The organism is Streptomyces sp. TSRI0281 (assembly GCF_001905125.1).
GTDB lineage: Bacteria > Actinomycetota > Actinomycetes > Streptomycetales > Streptomycetaceae > Streptomyces.
In genome coordinates this window covers 54,628-61,133 of sequence record NZ_LWLE01000021.1, presented here as the reverse complement: position 1 = coordinate 61,133, position 6,506 = coordinate 54,628, and the positions used below count along the sequence as shown (strand labels likewise).

Annotated in this window: 9 protein-coding genes and 1 pseudogene; 5 read left to right on the top strand and 5 right to left on the bottom strand. The window is 66.6% G+C overall.

From position 1 onward, the window contains the following. Both A6A29_RS24840 and A6A29_RS24835 read left to right on the top strand, forming a co-directional pair. On the top strand, window positions 1-415 hold a 415-nt coding region (locus tag A6A29_RS24840; RefSeq protein ID WP_143197071.1), incomplete at its 5' end, for a PP2C family protein-serine/threonine phosphatase. A 142-nt stretch (window positions 416-557) separates the two neighbouring features. After that, window positions 558-917 carry a hypothetical protein gene (locus A6A29_RS24835; protein WP_073723018.1) on the top strand — a complete coding sequence of 120 codons (360 nt, stop codon included), beginning with the start codon at window positions 558-560 and terminating at the stop codon, window positions 915-917. A 109-nt stretch (window positions 918-1,026) separates the two neighbouring features. Here A6A29_RS24835 and A6A29_RS24830 read toward each other — a convergent pair whose 3' ends face one another. The 5 genes and pseudogenes from A6A29_RS24830 to A6A29_RS46925 form a co-directional block, all read right to left on the bottom strand. After that, window positions 1,027-1,338, bottom strand: a complete 312-nt coding sequence (locus A6A29_RS24830) for an SCO5918 family protein (protein WP_073723004.1) — start codon at window positions 1,336-1,338, stop codon at window positions 1,027-1,029. A gap of 48 nt (window positions 1,339-1,386) precedes the next feature. Then, entirely contained in the window at window positions 1,387-1,791 is a 405-nt protein-coding gene (locus tag A6A29_RS24825; protein ID WP_073723001.1) for a CBS domain-containing protein, read from the bottom strand. A 46-nt stretch (window positions 1,792-1,837) separates the two neighbouring features. Next, complete coding sequence (locus tag A6A29_RS24820) at window positions 1,838-3,358, bottom strand: DEAD/DEAH box helicase (protein ID WP_073722999.1); 1,521 nt, start codon at window positions 3,356-3,358, stop codon at window positions 1,838-1,840. Window positions 3,359-3,683: 325 nt separating this feature from the next. Then, window positions 3,684-3,887 carry a cold-shock protein gene (locus tag A6A29_RS24815; RefSeq protein WP_073722997.1) on the bottom strand — a complete coding sequence of 68 codons (204 nt, stop codon included), beginning with the start codon at window positions 3,885-3,887 and terminating at the stop codon, window positions 3,684-3,686. Window positions 3,888-4,387: 500 nt separating this feature from the next. Next, a pseudogene (locus tag A6A29_RS46925) lies at window positions 4,388-4,486 on the bottom strand (MerR family transcriptional regulator); the annotation flags it as partial. A 167-nt stretch (window positions 4,487-4,653) separates the two neighbouring features. On the opposite strand from A6A29_RS46925, the gene A6A29_RS24805 reads away from it, so the two are divergent. From A6A29_RS24805 to A6A29_RS24795, 3 genes are all read left to right on the top strand, one after another. Then, window positions 4,654-4,851 carry a hypothetical protein gene (locus A6A29_RS24805; RefSeq protein WP_073722995.1) on the top strand — a complete coding sequence of 66 codons (198 nt, stop codon included), beginning with the start codon at window positions 4,654-4,656 and terminating at the stop codon, window positions 4,849-4,851. Between the two features lie 286 nt (window positions 4,852-5,137). Beyond that, window positions 5,138-5,503 carry a hypothetical protein gene (locus A6A29_RS44950; protein ID WP_143197070.1) on the top strand — a complete coding sequence of 122 codons (366 nt, stop codon included), beginning with the start codon at window positions 5,138-5,140 and terminating at the stop codon, window positions 5,501-5,503. A 116-nt stretch (window positions 5,504-5,619) separates the two neighbouring features. After that, the gene (locus A6A29_RS24795) at window positions 5,620-6,432 is read left to right on the top strand and encodes a hypothetical protein (protein ID WP_073722991.1); all 813 of its coding nucleotides are present in this window, start codon (window positions 5,620-5,622) and stop codon (window positions 6,430-6,432) included. The last annotated feature ends 74 nt before the right edge of the window (window positions 6,433-6,506 follow it).

Here is a 6,506-nt window from a genome sequence, read left to right as displayed (position 1 = left end):
CCCCTGGCCGCTGCGCCTGCGCGGGGGGAAAGTCGAGGAGATCGCGCCGGCCATCGATATGCCCTTCGGTTTCCTGGCCCCGCACACCTACACGGTCCAGCACCTGGACCTGCGGGCAGGAGACCGGCTGATCATGCTCACCGACGGAATGCAGGAGCGCAGCGCCGCGGACCTCGATCTGCCCGCCCTCATCGGGAGCACTGAGGACCTGCACCCCCGGGAGGCCGCCCGTGTCCTGATCGAGCACGTCGTCCGTGCCCATGACGGGCATCTGCAGGACGACGCCACCGTGATGTGCCTGGACTGGTACGGCACCGACTCCACCCGCCGGGACGCCAACCACGGTGCCGACCTCACCGAAGCCTCCCCCACGGCCGGACAGCGAACCGAGCCGCCGGAGCCTGTAGATCACTGAAGTTGGGTTCCAACTGACCGTACCCAGGAAACCCTGTTACCGCCCACAGGCACCCTCATGTCCTGGACAGGAGCTCAGAGCCGCGCTACCCGAATCCGCACCGCAGAAAGCGGCCGGGTGGTCGGCGAATATGCTCGGTCTCATGTCGAAGCCTGACGAGCTGCTTGTTGAGGTCGCCGCCCTGGTGGAGTTGGGGCAGAGCAACCAGATGCCCCTGACCGTGGTCACCGGTGGTGCTGTCATCACCGGTCGGCTGGCTCCCGAAGCAGTGTGGAGGCAGAGGGTGTCGGAGGTACTGACGGATTCGGACCGCTTGGGAGAGTTCTCCGCCGTCTTCAAGGCTTCCCGCGAAGAAGGACGGGCGCCTACGCATCTGCACTTCCATGTCGCCCGGATTCTGCAGGGCGCAGTGGGGATCCCGGAGACGGGCGGGATGTACCGCGTGGCGATCGATGACGTCAGTGCTTGGACCGTGGGCGACTTCAGCTACTCAGATCACTGACCGAACCGCTGAGCACCGATCAAACCTCTCGGTACGCGGTGAGGGTCCGACCGGCGCTGCCGGTCGGACCCTCACTGTTGCTTGGTGGCGGCTCGCGCCTGCCCGTCGGTCAGACGGCGGCGGGGGCGCCGAGCATCGCGGAAGCCTGCTGGAACGAGCTGGGGGCCCGCCCAGGTGCGGCGGTGCGGAGAGTGCTGGGGCAGGTGAAGCCGAGTCGGCTCATGGCGCGGAGGATTTCGCCGGCGCTGAAATCGCGGCGGTCCTGGCGTGTGAGGACCTGCCCGACCTGCTTGACGGGGTAGGTGCGGCGGCCGATGATCACGGACTCGCCGATGACCTGTTCGGGCCTGACGCCCTTCATGGATTCCAGGACGCCGTTCCTGGTGAGGTCGAACGGGAAGCGGGCGATGACACAACGCATGATGCCTCACAGGGAGAAGAAGAGGGGGTTCTGCCGCGGTGAGGCGGTTCAGCGAGCAAGGGCGAGGACGCCCAGAGCACTGCCCTGCTCGTCGACGACCGGCAGGACACCGAGCCGGCGGCCGCGCATCGCGTGCTGGGCATCGGCGACCGTGGTCACGGGTGAGGTGAACGGCCCGCGGTTGTCGAGCATGTCGCGCAGCTGAACCCTGTCCGTGTATGCGGAGCTGTCACGGACGGTGGTGAGCTGGGCCTGGGTGACCAGGCCAATGCACAGGCCGTCGTTGTCGCAGACGAGCAGGTGCCCGGTGCGGGCACTGGCCATGACGGACAGGGCCACCTCGATGGTCATGTCGTCGCAAACCTGCGGTCCGGCCGTGTCCATGGCGTCGGCCACCGTCCTGTGTACAGGGGCGGCGCTCTCCGAGCGGGGTTGCATCTGAACCAGCGTCAAAATGTGCCTCCTGCAGAGATGGGTCAGTTTCCTGATCACGAAGGTTCTAGGCCGCCGCGTCGAAGGAGGACTGCCGCACGATCGTGCGCCGGGCAGCCGAAGCGGGGCTGCGCCGGCCGCGGGAGGCCGCGCTGCGGCTGCGCTCACGCCGCTCGGCCACCGGCGCGGTGATCGTCACGGGAATGCCGGAGGGGGTCTGGGCGCCGGTGATCCGGCTGAGTGCCTCTTCCCCGGAGCGGACCGGGGTGGTCTGGGGAACGATGCCGGCGGCGGCCATGAGACGGGTCATGTCGCGGCGCTGGTTGGGGGTGACCAGGGTGACGACGCTGCCGGACTCGCCTGCCCGCGCGGTGCGGCCGCCGCGGTGGAGGTAGTCCTTGTGGTCGGTGGGCGGGTCGACGTTGACGACGAGGTCGAGGTTGTCGACGTGGATGCCGCGCGCCGCGACGTTCGTCGCGACGAGCACGGTGACGTGCCCGGTCTTGAACTGGGCCAGGGTCCGGGTGCGCTGCGGCTGCGACTTCCCGCCGTGCAGGGCGGCGGCCCGCACCCCGCTGTTCAGGAGATCCTGGGTGAGCCGGTCGACGGCGTGCTTGGTGTCCAGGAACATGATCACCCGGCCCTCGCGCGCCGCGATCTGTGTCGTCGTCCGGTGCTTGTCGGCGCCGTGGACGTGCAGGACGTGGTGCTCCATCGTGGTGACCGCGCCTGCGGACGGGTCGACGGAGTGGACCACCGGGTCGGTGAGGTAGCGGCGGACCAGGAGGTCGACGTTGCGGTCGAGGGTCGCGGAGAACAGCATCCGCTGGCCCTCGGGGCGTACCTGGTCCAGGAGCGCGGTGACCTGGGGCATGAAGCCCATGTCGGCCATCTGGTCGGCCTCGTCCAGGACGGTGATCGCGACCTGGTTCAGCCGGCAGTCACCCCGGTCGATGAGGTCCTTGAGGCGGCCCGGCGTCGCGACGACGACTTCGGCACCACGGCGCAGTGAACTGACCTGCCTGCCGATCGGCATTCCCCCGACGACGGTGGCCAGGCGCAGCCTCACCGAGCGGGCGTAGGGGGTGAGAGCGTCGGTCACCTGCTGTGCCAGTTCACGCGTCGGCACAAGGACGAGGGCGAGCGGCTGGCCGGGCTCGGCACGCTGCCCGGCGGTGCGGGCCAGCAGGGCCAGGCCGAAGGCGAGGGTCTTGCCTGAGCCGGTGCGCCCCCGGCCGAGGACGTCGCGGCCCGCGAGGGTGTTGGGCAGGGTCGCGCCCTGGATCGGGAACGGGACGCTCATCCCTTGCGCGGTGAGCGAGGCCAGCAGCTGCTCGGGCATGTCGAGGTCGGCGAACGCCACGACGGCGGGCAGCGCGGGAGTGATCGTCTTCGGCAGGGCGAACTCGCCCGAGGCTGCCGCGGGCCGCCGACTATGGCCGCCCTGGCGGTTCGGCGCTCCGGAACGGGTCGGGGCGGGCGAGCCGAAGCGGCTGCCCCGGTACGAACCGGCGCCGGAGCCGGAAGCGGGACCGCCGGTACGGCTGCGGGCGCGGGAGGAGCGGTCGTTCGTACGTGTGGGGTTCATTCAGAACCTTCCTTGATACGGCACGTATCAAGGAATTCCCGCAGCGGAAGAACAGCGCGGGGAATCACAAGAACGGGCCGAAAAGAATGCGAAAGTAAAATCTCGCCTGCGGCGAACCCGGCGGGGCACAAACAGCGAAATGGGTGACGTCATGCGGATGCGCAATTCAGGACGTCGATGGGATGCAGCTCCGAAGGAGCGAGCACCCTTGGAGAAGAGTCTGCGGGCGGCGAATGCCCCGCAGGTGACCCCATGCGGGAAATGCCCGTAGCTGGGGCCCGCACCCCGAGGGATGCGGGCCCCAGCTACGAAGTACGCGTCAGCGTCAGGCGGGAACGATGTTCTCGGCCGTCGGGCCCTTCTGGCCCGACGCGATGTCGAAGGTGACCTTCTGGCCTTCGATCAGCTCACGGAAGCCCTGGGCGGCGATGTTCGAGAAGTGGGCGAACACGTCAGCGCCGTCACCGTCCTGCTCGATGAAGCCGAAACCCTTGGCCGCGTTGAACCACTTCACAGTGCCTGACGCCATGTCATATCTCCTTTGGGGCAGTACGCCGGAACCCGCGATCCACGGACACCGGGTCGCCGCGATGATGCCCCGCCCGGAGAAAGACCGGAAATACAAAACGCTTCCTGCGGCTGAAAACACCGGCAGGGGCGTTGGAGTTTTTTGGGAACCACAACTGCAACTGAGATCGACAGTAGCATGCGGTAGCGGCCTGCGTACGGTCAATAATTCCACTCCGTTCGTTGCAGTAAACACACTGCCAGCGCGGCACATTAAACCCTCATCTGGCAGTCATAGATATTAATCCACCCCGAGCGCAGCGTTCCAGGAGGAGCGGTTGCCGTTTTGCAGCTCGGCGGCACAACTATTGCGGTGGCACTGTCCTCCCGGACGACGGCCCCACCAACCCGTATGCCAGTCCCGACTCGGATCAGGGCCGCGCGGTGCTGCTCCTGCGCGGCCCTGATCACGTGTGCCCAAATCCCGCCGGGCGTGTACGGCGCCCGGCGGGCACGCACCGCTCAGGCCGAGGTTGCAGGGTTCGCCGATTCAGCGGTGCGGCGGTACTCGGCGTTGATCCGCTGGGCTTCCTCCAGTTGGTCTTCGAGGATGACGGGCCGGCGGCGGACGGCCGGACAACTGCATACCTGCGGACACCCGCAAGCACGGCGACGCCCCGAGTGTCCCGGGCGGCCCGAGGAACCTCCCGTCATGAAGCGCACAGTTTCTGTCCTTTCTCACCGCCCGCGGCCTCGCAACCATCACCGTCAGCCACAACCCTGAGCGGGTGAAGCTCACGGCCGCCGGTAAGACGACGGCAGCCCAGCTCACGGCGATGGAGCAGTTCCAGTCCTTGGTCCAGAGATGCCGAGCCATGCAGGGCAACCTGGCGGACATGTCAGGCACCGACCTGAAGAACCTCATCTACGACCTGTTTCCGGACGAGGTCGGCAACGCGACTTTCCATCAGGAGATCCGCCCATGAGCGAGCCCAGCACATCCGAGCGCGGGCTTCGGATCGGCAGAGTCACGCTCGTACACCCAAGCGGCTTCATCCGACTGCGGCCACTGAACAGGTCGCCCTTTCCTTCCGCAACACCTTGCGTCACTTCTACCGAAACGAGGACTCCTGGACGAGCTTCGCGAACAAGGAGCATGAGTTCGTCCGGCGTGCCGTCGTCAGCCAGCTCCTAGGATTCGCCCAATCCCGAACCGCCCAGGCGAACCGGGACTTCGAGCTCGCACAGGCGAGACGGCGTCGAGGTGAGGCCGTGAGCAGGGAGGTCCGGGAAGGCACTCTGCAGGCCATCACCGCTATCGCCCAGAACCTGGGCCTGCCCCTCACCCACAGCGCAGAGCAGGTCGCCGCAGCACGCCGCGAGCTGCAGGGCAAGCTCAATGCCATCCATGAACGCCGTCGAACTCTGACAGCTGAAATCCAAGGCATTACTGAAGGAAACACTCCTGCCGGGGCGCCCGCGGGATACGACTCCTCCCTGACCGTTGCCTACGGGGACGTCACCAGCCAGCTCAGGCGCGCGACCGAGGAGATGGCGGACCTGGAACATCTCCTTGAAGAACACCGCCGCTCGGCTCGCACGGTCACAGCCGAGGTAGGTCGAATGGAAAATGTCTGATCACCTCCATCGAGGTCTTCGACGCCCTGCCAGTCCGCTTGTGCCCTGCCTGCGAGCAGAGCGTCGATCCCAAGCGTGCTCACCACGAGGACGCCTGCTATCTGTGCTTCCAGCCGGTGGATGATGACAAGCGCCGGCGCAGGGCACAGGTGGAAATCAGGTCCCTGAAGTCGGAACTGTCCGAGCTGGATGACGTCATCACACACACCGCAACCGATCTGGAAGCCACGCGAAGGCTTCAGCAGACGTTGCACGCACAGCAGGCCGAACTGGCGCAGCGACTCAACCAACAGCGCACCGCACAACTTTCCCCGTTCATGGCGACGTTGGAAGGACTCGCCGCGGAGATCGCCCAACTGGAGCATAAGATGACTGCCCTTCCGGCGATGGAAGAGATTCTGCAGCGTCGCGACGAAGCACACCGCACCTTATTCTCCGCTCAGCAGACCGTGGATCAGATCGAGAAGCGGCAGCCGGCCTTGAGGACATCCGTGCTGTCTCCCATGGACCGGTGTTCTTCCTTCGCCGACCGCATGAACGATTTCCTCGCCCGCTACCGCGACACGCTCCGGGTGACCCGGGAGGTGACGATCAGGGACACCGATCTCACCTTCTACGTCGGTTCCCGGCCCTGGAACCAAGGTCCGGGAGCAGAGGCCAAGGTCCTGTTCTTCCTGGCATACAGCTACGCCATCCTGTTCCTCGAAAGAGATCTCGACCAGGAGTGCGCCTTCCCTGGGCTGCTGCTGCTGGACAACCCTCACCAGCAGGGCACCGCCCACGACGTAGTGCGCCAAGCTCTCACGGAACTGGCCGCAGCCGCCCCCGACACCGGAACCCAAGTAATCAGCACTCGCACGCTGAGGCCACCCAACGATCCAGAAACCATCCGCGAGATCGCGATGTCGAGGGTATACGCCACCCCGTAGCGAAATCGCAGTGGCAGGGGACGTACAGGCCCCGGTCACGTCACCGGCCATGAGACGGCTCCCGACCACCCATC